This window comes from Ruegeria conchae, from assembly GCF_000192475.1.
Lineage (GTDB): Bacteria > Pseudomonadota > Alphaproteobacteria > Rhodobacterales > Rhodobacteraceae > Ruegeria > Ruegeria conchae.
On the sequence record NZ_AEYW01000006.1, the window covers coordinates 872833 to 888834 of the forward strand.

17 protein-coding genes are annotated in these 16002 nt (G+C 57.6%); 9 read left to right on the top strand and 8 right to left on the bottom strand.

Annotated elements, in window-relative coordinates:
• Positions 1 to 26: 26 nt before the first annotated feature.
• The 5 genes from scpB to argS all read right to left on the bottom strand — a co-directional run bounded on the left by scpB (position 27) and on the right by argS (position 5333).
• Positions 27 to 677: an SMC-Scp complex subunit ScpB gene (gene scpB, locus G7G_RS0108890; RefSeq protein WP_010440580.1), complete on the bottom strand. Its 651-nt coding sequence runs from the start codon at positions 675 to 677 to the stop codon at positions 27 to 29.
• Entirely contained in the window at positions 670 to 1464 is a 795-nt protein-coding gene (locus G7G_RS0108895) for a segregation and condensation protein A (protein ID WP_010440582.1), read from the bottom strand. Before G7G_RS0108895 ends, scpB begins: the two co-directional genes overlap by 8 nt.
• Positions 1454 to 2461, bottom strand: coding sequence for a beta-N-acetylhexosaminidase (gene nagZ, locus G7G_RS0108900; protein WP_010440583.1), 1008 nt, complete (start codon positions 2459 to 2461; stop codon positions 1454 to 1456). Before nagZ ends, G7G_RS0108895 begins: the two co-directional genes overlap by 11 nt.
• Positions 2458 to 3498, bottom strand: a complete 1041-nt coding sequence (locus G7G_RS0108905) for an SPOR domain-containing protein (protein WP_010440585.1) — start codon at positions 3496 to 3498, stop codon at positions 2458 to 2460. The genes nagZ and G7G_RS0108905 overlap by 4 nt, the downstream gene beginning before the upstream one ends.
• 89 nt (positions 3499 to 3587) lie before the next feature.
• The gene (argS, locus tag G7G_RS0108910; RefSeq protein WP_010440586.1) at positions 3588 to 5333 is read right to left on the bottom strand and encodes an arginine--tRNA ligase; all 1746 of its coding nucleotides are present in this window, start codon (positions 5331 to 5333) and stop codon (positions 3588 to 3590) included.
• A gap of 136 nt (positions 5334 to 5469) precedes the next feature.
• On the opposite strand from argS, the gene G7G_RS0108915 reads away from it, so the two are divergent.
• Entirely contained in the window at positions 5470 to 6021 is a 552-nt protein-coding gene (locus tag G7G_RS0108915) for a putative pterin-binding protein (protein ID WP_010440588.1), read from the top strand.
• Here G7G_RS0108915 and G7G_RS0108920 read toward each other — a convergent pair.
• A complete protein-coding gene (locus G7G_RS0108920; RefSeq protein ID WP_010440591.1) occupies positions 6003 to 7160 on the bottom strand; it encodes a deoxyguanosinetriphosphate triphosphohydrolase in 1158 nt (385 codons plus the stop codon). The two genes, G7G_RS0108915 and G7G_RS0108920, sit on opposite strands and share 19 nt — an antisense overlap.
• A 76-nt stretch (positions 7161 to 7236) precedes the next feature.
• On the opposite strand from G7G_RS0108920, the gene G7G_RS0108925 reads away from it, so the two are divergent.
• Both G7G_RS0108925 and xth read left to right on the top strand, forming a co-directional pair.
• Entirely contained in the window at positions 7237 to 7560 is a 324-nt protein-coding gene (locus tag G7G_RS0108925) for a HesB/IscA family protein (protein ID WP_010440593.1), read from the top strand.
• Between the two features lie 280 nt (positions 7561 to 7840).
• Entirely contained in the window at positions 7841 to 8620 is a 780-nt protein-coding gene (gene xth / locus G7G_RS0108930) for an exodeoxyribonuclease III (RefSeq protein ID WP_010440595.1), read from the top strand.
• A 4-nt stretch (positions 8621 to 8624) separates the two neighbouring features.
• Here the strand turns inward: xth and G7G_RS0108935 are convergent, their stop codons facing one another.
• Together G7G_RS0108935 and dksA are read right to left on the bottom strand one after the other, a co-directional pair.
• Positions 8625 to 9776, bottom strand: a complete 1152-nt coding sequence (locus tag G7G_RS0108935) for an FAD-dependent oxidoreductase (RefSeq protein ID WP_010440597.1) — start codon at positions 9774 to 9776, stop codon at positions 8625 to 8627.
• A 72-nt stretch (positions 9777 to 9848) separates the two neighbouring features.
• Positions 9849 to 10271 carry an RNA polymerase-binding protein DksA gene (gene dksA, locus G7G_RS0108940; protein WP_010440598.1) on the bottom strand — a complete coding sequence of 141 codons (423 nt, stop codon included), beginning with the start codon at positions 10269 to 10271 and terminating at the stop codon, positions 9849 to 9851.
• 376 nt (positions 10272 to 10647) lie between these two features.
• Here dksA and G7G_RS0108945 point away from each other — a divergent pair, with 376 nt between their 5' ends.
• From G7G_RS0108945 to G7G_RS22875, 6 genes are all read left to right on the top strand, one after another.
• Positions 10648 to 11493: an AAA family ATPase gene (locus tag G7G_RS0108945; RefSeq protein ID WP_010440600.1), complete on the top strand. Its 846-nt coding sequence runs from the start codon at positions 10648 to 10650 to the stop codon at positions 11491 to 11493.
• A gap of 90 nt (positions 11494 to 11583) precedes the next feature.
• Positions 11584 to 12033 carry a GNAT family N-acetyltransferase gene (locus G7G_RS0108950; RefSeq protein ID WP_010440602.1) on the top strand — a complete coding sequence of 150 codons (450 nt, stop codon included), beginning with the start codon at positions 11584 to 11586 and terminating at the stop codon, positions 12031 to 12033.
• Positions 12030 to 13394 carry a DUF2927 domain-containing protein gene (locus G7G_RS0108955; protein WP_010440603.1) on the top strand — a complete coding sequence of 455 codons (1365 nt, stop codon included), beginning with the start codon at positions 12030 to 12032 and terminating at the stop codon, positions 13392 to 13394. The genes G7G_RS0108950 and G7G_RS0108955 overlap by 4 nt, the downstream gene beginning before the upstream one ends.
• A gap of 6 nt (positions 13395 to 13400) precedes the next feature.
• Positions 13401 to 13568: a hypothetical protein gene (locus tag G7G_RS24375; RefSeq protein ID WP_010440604.1), complete on the top strand. Its 168-nt coding sequence runs from the start codon at positions 13401 to 13403 to the stop codon at positions 13566 to 13568.
• Positions 13569 to 13572: 4 nt separating this feature from the next.
• Complete coding sequence (locus G7G_RS0108965) at positions 13573 to 14757, top strand: vWA domain-containing protein (protein ID WP_010440605.1); 1185 nt, start codon at positions 13573 to 13575, stop codon at positions 14755 to 14757.
• A gap of 159 nt (positions 14758 to 14916) precedes the next feature.
• On the top strand, positions 14917 to 16002 hold a 1086-nt coding region (locus tag G7G_RS22875), incomplete at its 3' end, for a hypothetical protein (RefSeq protein WP_010440606.1).

Consider the following 16002-nt stretch of genomic DNA (forward strand, 5'->3'; position numbering starts at 1 on the left):
TCTGTGCCAACAAAAGGGCTGTTTGATCACTCTTCCTCGAACAGCTCGGTCTGATCTTCGTCTTCATCCTGATCCTGCCCTTCACCCAACGGCACTGTGCCTGGAGGCGGCCGGTTTTCCAACAGCCCCGCCGCGCGCAGTTCTTTCAGACCCGGAAGGTCACGGGCGTTTTCCAGACCGAAATGATCCAGAAACTCGGGCGTTACCACAAATGTAACTGGACGGCCCGGCGTCATGCGGCGGCGCCCCAGCCGAATCCACTCCATCTCCAGAAGCTGATCGATGGTGCCACGCGAGACGGAAACGCCGCGGATTTCTTCAATCTCAGCCCTTGTGCAGGGTTGGTGATAGGCAACAATCGCCAGCGTTTCGATGGCTGCCCGGCTCAGCTTGCGCGTCTCAACCGTTTCTTTCTGCATCAGGAAACCCAGGTCGGGTGCGGTACGGATTGCCCATGCCTCACCCACGCGCACCACGCGCACACCGCGCCCTTCGTATCGTTTTTGCAGCGATTCAACTGCTTGTGCAGCATTGCTGCCATGGGGCATCCGCGCTTCGAGATCACCAATCGTCACCGGCTCGGCGCTGGCAAACAACACGGCCTCGACCATACGTTCCTGTTCGGCCAATGGCGGCGCTTCAAACAGAGTGCCGGTCTCTTCTGGGGCGTCAGTCACGTGTTTCGGTCCTCTTGCGCAAATGGATCGGTGCAAATGTCTCGCTTTGCTTCATCTCCATATGTCCTTCTTTCACCAGCTCCAGCGAGGCCGCAAAGGTCGCAGCCGTGGCCGAGCGGCGGCGCACCGGATCGGCGTCCCAACCTTCGGGCAGATAGGTCTCCATATCCGTCCAAGCACCGGCAAAACCAATCAGCGGGCGCATACGCTCCAGTGCTTGTTCCATCGTGAAGACAGCATCGCGGTCCATCACAAAGGGTCGGAATTCGTCTCGGGTGCGGATGCGCGCATAGCCCTGCATAAGGTCTAGCAGCGTGGCAGAATAGGTCACGGTGCGGATACGGGTGACATCCTCGCCCTGCCCTCGTTTGAAGAAGTCACGACCCAGCTGATCGCGTGCCATCAGACGCGCGGCTGCATCGCGCATGGCCTGCAAGCGTTCCAGCTGGAATGCGAGGTGTGCGGCCAGTTCTTCACCCGAGGGGCCTTCGTCATCCGGGTCAGGCGGCAGCAACAGGCGGGATTTCAGAAAAGCCAGCCATGCCGCCATCACTAGATAATCCGCCGCCAGCTCAATCCGCAGCTGCCGCGCCTTTTCGACAAAGGTCAGATACTGCTGCGCCAGCGCCAAAACCGAGATTTTGCGCAGATCCACCTTTTGGGTGCGTGACAAGGTGAGCAGCACGTCCAGCGGGCCTTCAAACCCGTCGACGTCAACAATCAAGGCCTCGGCGGCCAGCCGATCTGCGACCGAGACCGGGTCTTCGCTGAAAAGGTTATCCTGCATATACCTGCCCGCCCATTAGGGCAGATAGTTCCGCTTCGGCGGCTTGGATGTCAAGTTCCCGTGGCGGCTGGCGTCGGGCCAACGCCCGATCTGCGCGGACCTGTGCCGCATCGGTCATTTCTCCAGCGGCTTCGAGCACCTGCGCGCGTTCTTCAAACGCCCCGTTGCAATGCAAGGCCACATCGCACCCAGCGTCCAAAGCCTGACGGGCCAAATCAGAGGGCGTGCCCTGCAAAGCCTTCATCGTGATATCGTCGGTCATGATCAGACCGTCGAAACCGATCCGCTCCCTGATCAGCGTCATCATTCCAGCCGAGATCGTCGCAGGCCGAGGGTCAATCTGGTCATAAACCAGATGCGCCGTCATCCCCATCGGCAAGTCGTTCAGCGCGCGGAAAGGTGCAAAATCTGCCTCGTCCAGTGCTCCCAGAGACAGGTCTACATGCGGCAGGTCGAGATGACTGTCGAGCGTTGATAAGCCATGGCCGGGCATGTGCTTCAAAATCGGCAGCACACCACCATCCAGATGGCCAATCGCAACGGCTCGCCCTATCGCAGAAACCTGTTTTGGATCAGACGCATAGCAGCGATTTTTAAGAAACGCATGGGTATCTTCACGTGCCAGATCGACCATCGGTGCGCAGTTGCTGTCGATGCCCAAAGCCAGCAGTTCATCCGCAATCAGGCGATAGCGCAGATACATCGCACGCTCAGCCTGATTACCAGCACGTGCGACATGGTCCAGTGGAGGCATCCATTCACGCGCCAAAGGTGCGCGCAGGCGTTGCACGCGGCCGCCTTCCTGATCCACGGTGATCAGGCAATTTCGGCCAACGGCCTCGCGGAAGTCCTCGCATAAGGCGCGGGTCTGGTCGGCGGATTCAATGTTGCGGGCAAACAGAATGAACCCGAACGGGTTCATCTCTTTGAATAATGCTTTCTCATCCGGCGTCAGGCGCAGCCCTTCGGCATCGGTGATAACCGCGCCAAATCTCACCGGACGGCGACCGGGATACAGTCTGCACCCTGCGCAACCAATGCGGCGCAGAACTGGCGTGAGTCGCTCAGATCATCAAACCCCATGACCCGCAAGCGATAGAAGGTGCGCCCCCCGCTTGAGGTTTTCTGGATAACGCGCTGTTTTCCATCCATATACTCACTGAACTGACCGTTCAAACGCGCCCATTCCGCCTGCGCCACGTCGGCGCTTTCATAGGCCCCAAGCTGAGCCAGACGCGTGCCTTTGGCCAGCGTATCCGGGTCAACATCCAAACCAACGGCAGCCTTTACGGCCGCGTTTATTGCGGCCTCGGTTGCACTGCTGGACGAGATTGTGCTGGGAGTTGCACGAGCTGGGCGCACATGCGGACGTAGCGAACGGCGCACTCCGGGCAGTGCTGCAATCTTCGGGTCAGGCTGTTGCGCGGCATAGTCCGCCGGATCAATCGCGGGCTCTTCCTCGGGGGTAACCAGCGACGCCAGCTGCACACCCTGCTCTTGCTCCTGCGCGGGCGCAGGTGCGGCGAGCCCTTGGGCCAAAGCCTGCATGACTGCCTGATCCGTGGCGGGCTCTTCAACCACATGTACGGCATTCGTCGCCTCAAGCGTCGCCATCGGTGTGTCTTCATCCGTCAGCGACACAGGGCGTGGTGCCAGAATGAGCCGATCTGCCGGAGGTGCAGCGGTTCCAACTGCGGCGACCGCATTCACCGCCAGCCCCTGGTGATCCGCAGGCGTACCGCCGGGATTTTCGGGTTGCACGCGCATCGGCCCGTCGGCGGCGCGCACAACCGGCACACCGCTAACGTCGCGCATGATCAGCTGGTAGCCCCAGACGCCAACACCTGCTACCAGCGCAAGTGACGCAACCGCGCCAAGCACGTTCACAATTCGACCAAGCCCAGCCCCTGCGCGCGGAGCATCGTCATAGCCATAGCTTTCGTCAGGATAGTCATACGCATCTGCAGAATGCGTTTGATTCGAGTAATGCATCTGCTCGGAGCTGTTCTGCCCCGAGTAATCGTAACGTGCCATATCCGCCTCACCGCCCGTTTCGCGCCTTACAAAGATGGCGCGCGGGTCATTTCTTGCCTACCTCGTACCGGCGGTTCGGGCGATATTGTTTACCGCATCTCCTGCGCCGGGGTAACGCCAAGAATACCCAAGCCCGCTGAAATCACAACAGAAACAGCGCGTGCCAATGCGATTTTCGATTGGCTTGTGGCAACATCGCCATCCTGGATAAAGCGCAGTTGGGTTTCGTCATTGCCTTTGTTCCAGAGCGCATGAAAATCCCCTGCCAATTCATAGAGATAGAATGCGACCCGGTGTGGCTCGTTGGTGCGCGCAGCGATTTCCACCAGCCGTGGCCACTCCGCTAGCTTCTTGGCAACAGTCAGCTCAGAGGCGTGATCAATCTTGCCCAGATCGGCCCCTTTAAGGGTCGGATCATCGGCCGCGATCCCGGCTTCGGCCGCGCGGCGCAGCACACTCATGACGCGGGCATGGGCGTATTGCACGTAGAACACCGGGTTCTCGCGGCTTTGTTCCAGCACCTTGTCGAAATCGAAATCCAGCGGCGCGTCGTTCTTGCGGGTCAGCATCACAAAACGGGTCACATCCGGCCCGACCTGATCGACCACATCGCGCAGGGTGACAAAGTTCCCTGCCCGTTTGGACATCTTGAACGGCTCGCCATTCTTCCAAAGCTTCACCAGTTGCGTCAGCTTGATATCCAACGGCACCTTGCCATCAGACAGAGCCGACACTGCCGCCTTCATCCGTTTGACATAGCCGCCGTGGTCCGCGCCGAACACATCGATCAACGCGTCAAACCCGCGGCTCACCTTGTCGTAGTGATAGGCGATATCGGGGGCAAAATAGGTCCAGCTGCCATCCGACTTCTTGATCGGGCGATCGACGTCATCCCCGTGTTCGGTCGACTTGAACAAGGTCTGTTCGCGCGGCTCCCAATCCTCAGGCTTTTTACCCTTGGGCGGCTCAAGCACGCCTTCGTAGATCAGGCCCTTGTCGGTCAAAGACTGCAGCGCCGCCTCAATCCGACCCGTGCCGTAGAGCGACTTCTCTGAGAAGAACACGTCCATCTCGACGCCCAGCGCCTTCAGGTCGGCGCGGATCAGGTCCATCATCGCGTCGGTGGCAAAGTTGCGCAGCTCTTCCAGCCATTCGCTTTCCGGCTTGTCGATCAGGCTGTCACCATATTTCTCTTTCAGCGCCTCGCCAATCGGGATCAGGTAGTCGCCAGGGTACAGACCTTCGGCAATTTCTGGGCTTAGACCATTCGCCTCGCGATACCGCTCATAGGCCGAACGCGCCAACACATCCACCTGCGCGCCACCGTCGTTAATGTAGTATTCGCGGGTCACATCATGGCCCGAATAGGCAAGCAGGCTTGCCAGCGCATCACCGAACACAGCCCCCCGCGTATGACCCACATGCAGCGGGCCAGTCGGGTTGGCCGAGACATACTCCACGTTGACCTTCTGACCATGCCCCATGGTCGAACGGCCATAATCGGTGCCCTTTTCCAGCACCGCAGCCAGCACGCCCTGCCAGACCGAAGGCGCAAGCCGCAGGTTTAGAAAGCCCGGACCCGCCACCTCGGCGCTGGTGATCCGGTCGTCTGCAGACAGCTTGCCTGCCAGCACATCCGCAATGTCCCGCGGCTTCATCTTCGCCGGCTTCGCCAGCACCATCGCCGCATTGGTCGCCATGTCGCCATGCGCTGCATCGCGCGGAGGCTCAACCGCCACGTTGTCAAAGCTCAATCCCTCTGGCAGCGCGCCTTCGGACTGCATCTGCGCCAGCGCGTCCAGTACAAGGCCGCGGATCTCGGAAAACAGGTTCATTTCGGATGTCCTTTTACTTGTCGCGGGGTTTAACACGCATCGCGGCAAGGTCAATGGACGCCCTTAGTTTGTACTTGGCATAACGCACAGGCCGGGTAGTTTCGGGCCTGACGCCACACACGCCCCGGAGATCCCCATGTACCGCGCTCTGCCCTTAGTCCTGCTTCTATCTGCCGCCATACCCGCATGGGCCGAACTATCGACGCCCGATGGTCACGTCATTCTGACACTGGGTGGCGCCGTCGATGAGACCAACCTGCCCGCACGAACAGAAAATGACGGTGGCCTGTTCGGTTACCTCGAAGTCACGCACGCAGGAGCAGCCGGGTTCGACGCAACCATGCTGGAGGGATTGGAGCAGATCAAGATCACTATCCCCTATGGCCCGCCAGAGAACCAGCGCGACTATATCTTTTCAGGCCCACGGCTGTCCGAAGTAATGAAGTTGGCCGGAGCAGAGGGTAAATCCGCCCTGCCCATGGCAATGGACGGTTATCAAGCGGAAATCCCTTGGCAAAGCATCAAAGCACACCAACCGATTGTAGCCACCCATGCGGACGGCGTGCCCATGGGAATCGGCGGCTATGGCCCCACGATGATCGTTTTTCCGCCAACTGATGACGTAGAATTGGCCCAGATACAGGCCAGCCAGCAAGTTTGGGCCATTGCCTATATCGCGATTGAATGATCTCCGGTCAGGCGGGCATGGTCCTGCAGCGCAAACCTGTCCGTCATACCCGCGATATAATCCGAGACGATCCGCGCCAACGCCGTTTCGTCAGCCGCCGCCTCGATATCGCCGTGCCAGTGCCCAGGCATCTGCTTCGGGTCGGCAAGATAAATCGGAAAGAGCTCTTCGACGACCTTGCTGACCTTGATGCGCACTTGCATAACGCTGGGTGCGCGATACATACGCGAAAACAGAAACGCCCGGATTTGTTTGAGCTGAGCCCATAACCCATCTGAGAACTGAATGACCGGATAGCCCAGATTCCGAATATCCTCGACCGATTGCGCCCCTGAGGAAGCGATCAACGCGCGCGACGTGTCAATAACATCCGAGACCATCACGCCGAAAACCCGCCGCAGCGCTTCATGGCGACGCCGGTATGGGTCCAGACCCGGATATCTGCGATCGACTTTTCCAAAACAAGCATCGATGATGGGAAGTTGCTGAATGTCGTCATCGCTGAACAGACCAGCGCGCAACCCATCGAACAGATCGTGATTGTTATAGGCTATGTCATCTGAAAGCGCGGCCACCTGCGCCTCGGCGCTTGCGTGTGTGTTGAGTTCGAGGTCATAGCCCTGATTGCACTCGGCCAGCGCCCATGGCAATTCGCCTACGACGGGACCGTTATGCTTGGCGATGCCCTCCAGGCATTCCCAGGTCAGATTGCAGCCGTCGAACTCGGCATAGTGACGCTCAAGTTTGGTTACGATCCGAATGGCCTGTGCGTTGTGGTCAAAACCGCCATAAGGCTTCATCAACGCGTGCAATGCATCCTCTCCCGTATGACCAAAAGGCGTGTGCCCAAGATCATGCGCCAGAGCGACCGCTTCGGTCAGCTCCGGGTTCAATCCCAAAGCGCCAGCAATCGTCCGCGCCACCTGCGCAACTTCGATTGAGTGAGTCAAACGGGTACGATAGCTGTCACCTTCGTGCTCAACAAAGACCTGTGTCTTGTGCTTGAGCCTCCGAAAGGCACTGGCATGAATGATCCTGTCGCGGTCACGCTGAAAGCATGAACGAAAGCTGCTCTCTTCTTCCGGCACCAACCGCCCCCGCGCGCGGCCCGGATCCGAGGCAAAACCCGCTCTGTCCAATGGTGTTGTCCTTGTCGCCTGTCTTCAGGTTTCATATATTGTACGATGCTAAGGAAATAAACCTTTGGAGACTGGCATGAATCTGCCCCCAACAGTTACAGAACGCGCCTTTGATCGCTTGGCCGAGATTGGCGCCGCAGATCAGGGCCAGGCCCTGCGCGTCGCAGTAGAGGGCGGTGGATGTTCAGGATTTCAATACGAAATTGCGCTGGATAAGCCTAAGGAAGACGATTTGGTTTTAGAGGGCAAAGGCCAGAAGGTTATCGTCGACTCGATCTCTCTGCCATTTCTGGAAAATGCAGTGATCGATTTCACACAGGAACTGATCGGTGCGCGCTTTGTTATCGAGAACCCCAATGCCACATCTTCCTGCGGCTGCGGTACATCTTTCTCAATGTAGCCAAAGTGGGGGCTTTGCCCCCACACCCCCAAGGTATTTCTAGCCAGACGAAGTGGGATCCGCTCTCTGACCGTTAAGGCCAGAGAGCTTCACCTGGCACGGTCATCGGCGCCTCCGCCTGTACCGCATAATCATTATTTTCAAGTATGGTTAAGAATCCGTTTCTTTATCTGGCCCAAAATACCTCGGAGCGCGAGGCAGAGTCTCGCTAGCCCGTTCTGTTCCTTGCCGTCAGGTGCAATCTGCGCGATAGGTTGCGGATGGCACCGGAGGATCGCGCATGAAAATCGCCACGTTCAACATCAACGGGATAAAAGCTCGGGCCGAGGCGCTACCGCGCTGGTTGGATGAGGCGCAGCCGGATGTCGTTTTGCTGCAGGAAATCAAATCGATTGATGAGAATTTCCCAAGCGAGATATTCGAAGAACGCGGATATAACGTGGAAACACACGGGCAAAAGAGTTTCAACGGCGTCGCAATCCTTTCGAAACTGCCGTTGGAGGATGTCTCCCGAGGCCTTCCCGGTGATGACGACGATGAACAGGCCCGTTGGATCGAAGCGACTGTCATCGGTAAAAAAGCTCTTCGCATCTGTGGGCTGTATCTGCCTAACGGCAATCCGGTGCCGGGGCCGAAATATGACTACAAGCTTGCGTGGATGGAGCGTCTCTATGAACGCGCGCGTGATTTGCTGGCCACTGAAGAGCCCGCGCTGATGGCCGGGGACTACAATATCATTCCGCAAGCCGAGGACGCAAAACGACCCGACGCCTGGCGCGAGGACGCTCTTTTTCGGCCCGAAAGTCGCGCTGCATTTCGAAAAATCTTGAACTTGGGCTTTACTGAAGCCTTCCGCGCTCGCACGCATGGTCCGGGTCATTATTCGTTCTGGGACTATCAGGCCGGTGCGTGGAACAGAAACGACGGGATTCGGATCGATCACTTCCTTCTGACTCCGCAGGCAGCAGATCTGATGCGCGATTGTCGGATCGACTTCGAGATTCGTGGGCACGAAAAACCTTCGGACCATGTGCCGGTTTGGGTCGATCTCGATCTCTGATGGCTTACGCCGTCGCGTCGTAGCTGTAGATCCATTCATAGCGCCGCGCCAAGCGTGGACCGATAGCCATCAAGGCGGCCTGAGCCGCCATCCTCATGGGTCCGCGAAGGTGGAAATTGCGCGCATTGGCTCCGGCGGCGGCAACCACTTGCCGTGCGCGAGGGCGACGGCACGTCTCGTACGTAGCAAGGGCTTTTTGTATGCCAGACTGCTCATCAAAAGACCGAACCAATACCCAAGCGTCTTCCAGCGCAAGACAAGCCCCTTGAGCCATAAACGGCAACGTCGGATGGGCTGCATCCCCCAACAGCGCAACACGTCCGTTCTGCCAGCGATCCGCGACGGGCCGGAGGAACAATGCCCAAACATTTGGTTCCTGAACCTGCTCAAGAATGTCCCCAACTAGTCCGCCAAAACTAGAAAACCGCGCTCGCAAATCCTCAGGGTCGCCGCGCCGGTGCCAGCCTTCTTCCCGCCAATCAGATCGCTCTTCAATCGCGACGACATTCATCAGAGTATGGTCGCGAAGAGGATACGTTACGACATGCCGTCCTGGTCCCATGGTTAGCACGGCACACGGCTTTCGGTCGCGCCGTGCCCAGGGGATCGTTGCACGCCAAGCAACCTGATGTGTGAACTTGGGTGCCTCGGGTCCATTCAATCCAGCACGGATTTTGCTTCGTCCGCCATCAGCAGCAATTGCACAATCAGCGCTTAATCTGGTGCCATCCTTCAGAACAATCTCAGCTTCAGAAGGATGCTTGAAAACCCGTGCAACCCTTGCACCCAATCGAAACTCGATACCTTCGCGAAGGGCAGCCTTGTGCAGTAGACCCAGCAAATCGGCACGATGATAGTAGTAGGTTGGACCTGAGACCGGAGCCGGTATCTCACTGACAGATCGCCCAGCCCGAAAATCGCGGAGTAACGTCCCGTAGGACTTTAAACCAGCCTCAGGCGGTTCGCCCACGACGTTTAAGGCCCGCAGCACTACCATTCCGTTTTCGCTGATTTGCAATCCAGCACCAACCTCGGTCAATTCGGGAGCCTGCTCAATAACCGTGACCTTGGCCCCACGTTGCCGCAACGCCAGTGCCGCCGCCATACCGCCAATGCCGCCGCCAATAACGCAGAAATTCAGACCGTTAATGTTCATGGCTCTGCCATAACGCAAAAACGCCGGGGCGACAGGCCCCGGCGTTGATGTTTTATCTAGATTATCCAGCGATCAATCGTCGCGGTGGACCTTTTCACGGCGTTCGTGGCGCTCTTGCGCTTCCAAGGTCATCGTCGCGATTGGACGTGCATCCAGACGCTTCAACGAGATCGGATCACCGGTTTTCTCGCAATACCCGTATTCACCCTCGTCAATCCGACGCAAGGCCGAATCGATCTTGGCAACTAGCTTACGCTGACGGTCTCGCGTGCGCAGTTCCAGCGCGCGGTCGGTTTCTTCGCTTGCGCGATCGGCGACATCAGGAATGTTACGGGTGTTGTCCTGCAACCCTTCGATCGTATCGCGGCTGCCTGCGAGTAGTTCTGTCTTCCAATCCATCAGCTTGCGGCGAAAATACTCAAGCTGTCGATCATTCATGAAAGGCTCATCTTCAGCCGGTCGATAATCGTCCGGCAGAAAAACTTCCTGCTTCATATTTGCTCCCTCGGTATGGCCTGAAACGTCGGTTGCTGTTGTATTAGCTGACATTCGGCACCCCCTTCTGCGGAGCGTGTATCCGACGGCGCTGAGATTGTCACTACACAAACGTGTCGCTCGTCGCCGCGTCACTCCGCCTGCTCTAATAACGAGACTTGTAACAACAAAACCTTGTTTTTCTGTGGTTATCACATGGCGTTTTTCGGGCACCGATAGACGTCAGGCTAGTCTGATGCAGGCGAATCGCCCGAGAGGGATTGAACTCACGGTAGAAATCATCTCAGCGCGACGCAGCGGCCCGGCTTGTAAAAATACCTGCCCCTCTGTAACCCGTGGAAAGCAAAAACCGCCCAAACACCAAATGAGGGGTCCCATGACCGCACGTTTCCAAGGCACCGCAGAATATGTTGCCACCGACGATTTGACCATTGCTGTGAATGCTGCCGTCACCCTGGAACGCCCTTTGCTGGTCAAGGGTGAACCCGGTACCGGCAAGACTGAGCTGGCGAAACAGGTTGCGGGTGCTTTGGGGCTGACGATGATCGAGTGGAACGTGAAATCCACAACCCGTGCACAACAGGGCCTCTATGAATACGACGCCGTCAGCCGTCTGCGTGACAGCCAGCTTGGCGATGAACGGGTGCATGAGGTGTCGAACTACATCCGCAAGGGCAAGCTGTGGCAGGCTTTTGACGCCGATGAAAAGGTGGTTCTGCTGATCGATGAGATCGACAAGGCCGACATCGAGTTTCCCAACGATCTGCTTCAGGAACTCGATAAGATGGAGTTCCACGTCTACGAGACCGGCGAGACAATCAGGGCCAAGAACCGCCCAATCGTGATCATCACCTCAAACAACGAAAAGGAACTGCCGGACGCCTTCCTGCGCCGCTGTTTCTTCCACTACATTCGCTTCCCGGATGAGGCCACGATGCGCCGGATCGTCGAGGTGCATCACCCCGGCATCAAAGACGCTCTGCTGACCACCGCACTAACCCAGTTCTACGAAATCCGCGAGACACAGGGGTTGAAGAAAAAACCCTCGACTTCGGAGGTGCTGGACTGGCTGAAGTTGCTCTTAGCTGAGGATTTAAGTGCCGAGGATCTGAAGCGCGACGGCGTTAATGCGCTGCCAAAACTGCATGGTGCGCTTCTAAAAAATGAGCAGGACGTACATCTGTTTGAACGGCTGGCCTTTATGGCGCGCAGCAAGCGGTGATCACGGCTTGTCATCGGTACGCTCGGATGTCAGCATTGCGTTAACGAAAAACCCGGCGACAATCGGGCCTCCAGAGCAGGAAACATGACAATGTCGACCCCCCCGACAATCCGCCCTTTGCGACCAGAGGATCGGGATCAATGGGCGGAGATGTGGCGTGACTACCTTGCATTTTACGAAACCGAGGTGCCGGATACGACTTACAAAAGCACCTTTGCAAGGCTCTTAGGTGATGATCCGAATGACTTTTCCTGTTTTGTCGCCGATCTGGATGGGCAGCTGCTCGGGCTGACTCACTACCTTTTTCATCGCCACGCTTGGAAAGAGGAAAGTGTCTGCTATCTGCAGGATCTCTATGCCCGCCCCGAAGCGCGTGGAACCGGTGTTGGACGCGCCTTGATTCAAGCCGTCTACGACGAAGCGGACAGGCAGAAAGCCCCCTCAGTCTATTGGCTGACACAGGAAAACAACCATACCGCGCGCAAACTCTATGACCGCATCGGCAAGTTGTCGCCGTTCCTGAAGTATCAGCGACCATGAGGCTTTTGGGCGCAACCCTCCTTCTGGCGGCGCTGTCTGCCTGCACGACGGTCGACCGGATCGAGACGCCGACCCGTACTCAGGTGATCGAAGCATCGCTGCCGCCGTCTAAATCCTTCGGTGCGGCCCGTCCCAGCCCGCCTGCCCGTTCGAACAAGAACATCGCAGCTGATTTCCTGTCGCTGCATTTCGCGCTTGAAAGCGGTGCGGAACTTCCGGTGTTTACTCGGTTCGACGAGCCGATCACGGTGCGCCTGACTGGGACACCCCCTCCAACGATGCAGACCGACCTGGGCCGGCTACTGACACGGCTGCAACGGGAGGCGAAGATCGACATCCGACAGATTCCAGAGGGTCAGGCGAATATCACCATCGAGGCTGTAAGCCAGAAACAGATCCGCCGCATCCTACCGCAGGCTGCGTGTTTCGTCGTTCCAAACTCTTCAATCCTGGAAGAATACCGGCGCGACCGGCGGAAGAAGAAAAGCAACTGGACCGAACTTCGCAGCCGCGAGAGGATCGGAATTTTCATCCCCTATGATGCCAGCCCACAGGAAATTCGCGATTGCCTGCATGAAGAGTTGGCTCAGGCCCTTGGGCCGCTGAACGATCTCTACCGCCTGCCGGATTCTGTGTTCAACGACGATAACTTTCACACGGTTCTGACCGGGTTCGACATGTTGATCCTGCGAACGGCCTACTCGCCCGAGTTGCAGAACGGTATGACAATCGAACAGGTCGCGGCGGTTTTGCCCGGTGTCCTAAGCCGCCTGAACCCGCGCGGGGATCGCGTTGCACCGCAACCGGTAACCGAGACACCCCGCGCCTGGATAAACGCAGTACAGCGCGCATTGGGGGCTGGCGCGGGCACCGCCAAGCGGGTCAATGCCGCGAAGGAAGCGGCACAGATCGGGCAACAACAAGGCTGGACAGACCACCGCCGCGCCTACCCGCATTACCTGCTGGGGCGCATGGGGCAGTTCGACGACCCCGAAGCCGCGCAGAGGCAATACGACATCGCGAAGAAGTACCTGCGCTCCACACCCGGAACAGAGGTCCAGCGCGCCCATATCACAGCCCAGACTGCGGCATTTGCCTTGGCGCAGGGTCAAGGGGCGCAGGCGCTGCCCGAACTGAACAGTGCGATTGATGTCATGACGCGCTCTGAAAACGCCGCGCTGCTGGCGACTTTGTTGCTGCTGAAATCCGAAGCTTTGCGCCAGTCTGGGCAAATTGATCAGGCACGCAGCGTTCGGCTGGACAGTATCGGGTGGGCGCGCTACGGCTTCGGCTCGGAATTGGTGGCACGCTCGGTATCGCAAGACATTGCGCAAGCGGCCGCCGCAGGTACGGGTGGATAACGGCATATGGTAGTGGTTTTGGGCATGGCACTTTTAGGGGCTTTGCTGGGCGTTCGAACTGCGCGGAAACGCAATGGCAGCGGTGCAGATATGGCCCAGTATGCTGCCGGATACGGGATCGCTTTTGCGCTAATCGGACTGGTGATCTCGCTGGTTCTGGTGCGATTGGTCTAAAGATATGTTCCTGCCTTTCTTCGAGAACCTCCGAAACGCCGGTATTCCCGTTTCCTTACGCGAATACCTGACTTTTCTGGAGGGAATGAAAAAGGGCCTCGCCACCTACGATGTCGAATCTTTCTACTACCTCGCTCGCGTGTCGATGGTGAAGGACGAACGTAATATCGACAAGTTCGACCGCGCCTTTGCCGCTAGTTTCGAAGGCCTGGACGCAATCAGTTTTGAGCGGGTGCTCGAGGCCGTCGATATTCCCGCCGAATGGCTTGCAAAGATGGCTGAAAAACATCTGAGCGCCGAAGAAAAGGCCGAGATTGAGGCGCTGGGTGGTTTTGACAAGCTGATGGAGACACTGCGCGAGCGCCTGAAGGATCAGCAAGGCCGACATCAAGGCGGCAACAAATGGATCGGGACAGCAGGTACCTCGCCATTCGGGGCCTATGGCTACAATCCCGAAGGCGTGCGCATCGGCCAGAAAGAAAGCCGCCATCAACGCGCGGTTAAAGTCTGGGACAAGCGTGAATTCAAGAACATGGATGACACGGTTGAACTCGGCACCCGCAACATCAAGGTCGCCCTGAAACGCCTGCGCCGCTGGGCGCGTGAGGGCGCTGCGGAAGAGCTGGATCTGGATGGCACTATCCGTGCCACCGCCGAGCATGGCTATCTGGATGTCAAAACTCGTCCTGAACGGCACAACGCCGTTAAAGTGCTTTTGTTTCTCGATGTGGGTGGTTCAATGGACCCGCACATCAAGGTGGTCGAAGAGCTGTTCTCGGCCGCGCGGACCGAGTTCAAGCATCTGGAATACTACTACTTCCACAATTGCCTCTATGAAGGTGTCTGGCGTGACAACCGCCGCCGCTGGGATCAGCAGACGCCAATGCACGAGGTGCTGCGCACCTACGGTCCGGACTACAAATGCATCTTCGTTGGCGACGCTTCGATGAGCCCCTACGAGATCGCGTATCCCGGCGGCGCAAATGAGCACTGGAACCAGGAGGCCGGACAAGTCTGGTTGCAGCGCGCGCGCGAACAGTGGACATCGAACCTATGGATCAACCCGGTGCCCGAGAAGTATTGGGAATACACCCATTCGATCAGCATGATCCGCGAGATTTTTGAGGGTCGCATGGTGCCCATGACGCTGGCGGGGCTAGAACAGGGCATGCGGGAGCTGACACGTTAGGGCCGTTGGAATTCTGATTGGCCGAAAACGGGAAACAATCAGGCTGAAACCTAATGATTCACACTCCAAAATGAGCACTCCGGAAACAATCTAAGCTAAGTTCCCCACCTCTCTCAAATCCATGATATACAGAGCAGGGTTTGAGGCTGGGGGGCTGAGATGACCAACTCCAAATTTCGCAATATCTTGACGTCTGTTTTGACGGTTACTTCGCTGGTTCTTGCATCGGGAGCTGTCGCTACCATTATGCTGGGTCCCGATGCGGCTTATGCCAAGAACGACAAGAGCAACGGTAACGGGAAGGGACCAGGCCGCAGTGGCGAAAAAGGAAAATCCGGCAAAGGCAATGACGGCACCAAGGGCGGCAAAGGAAAATCCGGTAAAGGCCATGGGGCCAAAAGCGCAGATAAAGATGCAGGTGGTGCCAAGTTCAATACTCGACGCTCAGGCAAAGCTTTTAGATTCAATAAAAATCAGAATGCAAAATCCCAACGGTCGGCCAAGAACAAGAATAAGGGACAGAACAGCAAAGTCCGGGAAACTACACTGGCGGGCTTTGGACGAGAGTTCAAACGCGATGTTGAGCAGCTGTTTGGAAAACGCACGCGATCGAAATCCAATACAAGTGCCAACCGGGTAAAGAAAAGTTACCGTCAAGCTTCCGTAGCTCCGCTCGAGCATTCCCCGCGCCCTGTTGCCCGTACGGATTATTATTCCAAGCGCCATGTCGACAAAAAACCTGGCGCGCGTCGTTACCGCGACCCGCTTGTCGCGGCGATCACCGATCCCTATGGCTCGGATAAGCTGCGTAACCTGAATGCGTCCAAGGCGGCAGCGCCGGCGTTCCGCAATGCCTCAGCCAACAGTAATGTGGGCAAGATCGCGACCTATCAGGCTGCAGCGGAAACCTACTATGACCTGCGCGATGACCTCTACGAGGCGCGCCGTGAACTGCGTGATCTGAACGAAAGCTATGATGGCCGCAGCAGCGAAGACATCGCTGATGACATCGCCGCGCTTGATCCTGCAGACCCGAATTACGAAGACGATCTCAATGCGCTTGAGGATGAACTGCGCGATGCTGAGGCCTATGAGGAGGCGCGTGACAATCTGCGCGCGGATGTGAGGGACCTGAGATACGAAACCCGCGACGCCTTGCAAGATGCGGAGACTGCCTTTTATGACGCTTCGAAAGGGCGGACATTGACCAAGGCGACGCTGGGCGAGTTCCACGGCAATCTCGAT

Coding starts and splice junctions, on each gene's coding strand:
- G7G_RS0108965 (WP_010440605.1), top strand. CDS start 13,573: ATGTTCCTGCCTTTCTTCGAGAACCTCCGAAACGCCGGTATTCCCGTT.
- G7G_RS24375 (WP_010440604.1), top strand. CDS start 13,401: ATGGTAGTGGTTTTGGGCATGGCACTTTTAGGGGCTTTGCTGGGCGTT.
- G7G_RS0108925 (WP_010440593.1), top strand. CDS start 7,237: ATGAATCTGCCCCCAACAGTTACAGAACGCGCCTTTGATCGCTTGGCC.
- G7G_RS0108955 (WP_010440603.1), top strand. CDS start 12,030: ATGAGGCTTTTGGGCGCAACCCTCCTTCTGGCGGCGCTGTCTGCCTGC.
- argS (WP_010440586.1), bottom strand. CDS start 5,333: ATGAACCTGTTTTCCGAGATCCGCGGCCTTGTACTGGACGCGCTGGCG.
- G7G_RS0108950 (WP_010440602.1), top strand. CDS start 11,584: ATGTCGACCCCCCCGACAATCCGCCCTTTGCGACCAGAGGATCGGGAT.
- G7G_RS0108895 (WP_010440582.1), bottom strand. CDS start 1,464: ATGCAGGATAACCTTTTCAGCGAAGACCCGGTCTCGGTCGCAGATCGG.
- dksA (WP_010440598.1), bottom strand. CDS start 10,271: ATGAAGCAGGAAGTTTTTCTGCCGGACGATTATCGACCGGCTGAAGAT.
- G7G_RS0108945 (WP_010440600.1), top strand. CDS start 10,648: ATGACCGCACGTTTCCAAGGCACCGCAGAATATGTTGCCACCGACGAT.
- G7G_RS0108935 (WP_010440597.1), bottom strand. CDS start 9,776: ATGAACATTAACGGTCTGAATTTCTGCGTTATTGGCGGCGGCATTGGC.
- G7G_RS0108915 (WP_010440588.1), top strand. CDS start 5,470: ATGTACCGCGCTCTGCCCTTAGTCCTGCTTCTATCTGCCGCCATACCC.
- G7G_RS0108905 (WP_010440585.1), bottom strand. CDS start 3,498: ATGGCACGTTACGATTACTCGGGGCAGAACAGCTCCGAGCAGATGCAT.
- xth (WP_010440595.1), top strand. CDS start 7,841: ATGAAAATCGCCACGTTCAACATCAACGGGATAAAAGCTCGGGCCGAG.